General features: G+C 61.0%; 1 pseudogene. It reads left to right on the top strand.

What is annotated here, in order from left to right:
* Positions 1–566: pseudogene (locus DZ54_RS23070) on the top strand (RTX toxin); the annotation flags it as partial.

The following is a 566-nucleotide window of genomic DNA, read 5'->3' as shown; positions in this document are numbered from 1 at the left end:
TGACCGTGACCGACCAGCGCCGGACCCAGCCAACACCGCCGAGTTCGAGGCGACCGTTCAAGCGGACGGTACGTTCAGCACCACGGAAGACCTAAGCGCAGCCGGTCTGGTTGATGGCAACATCACCGTGAAAGCGGATGTGACAGATACAGCGGCCAACCCCGCGAGCGACACAGAAACCGCGACGTTGGATGCGGATCTAAGTGACGACCAGCCGACTATCGACTTGAATGCGGTAGGCGATGGCAACCTCAGCGCGAGCGAAGCGGATGCGGTGACGTTGGACGGTACAACTGACAACGTCGAAGCCGGTCAGACAGTGACCTTGACCGTGACCGACAGCGCGGACCCAGCCAACACCGCCGAGTTCGAGGCGACCGTTCAAGCGGACGGTACGTTCAGCACCACGGAAGACCTAAGCGCAGCCGGTCTGGTTGATGGCAACATCACCGTGAAAGCGGATGTGACAGATACAGCGGGCAACCCCGCGAGCGACACAGAAACCGCGACGTGGATGACGGTCGATAGTGCGACCAGCCGACTATCACTGAATGCGGTAGGCGATG

It is taken from the genome of Salinivibrio socompensis S35 (assembly GCF_000513715.1).
Taxonomy (GTDB): Bacteria; Pseudomonadota; Gammaproteobacteria; order Enterobacterales; family Vibrionaceae; genus Salinivibrio; species Salinivibrio socompensis.
The sequence above is the reverse complement of the archived record's forward strand: the minus strand, read 5'-3'. Positions and strand labels throughout refer to the sequence as shown.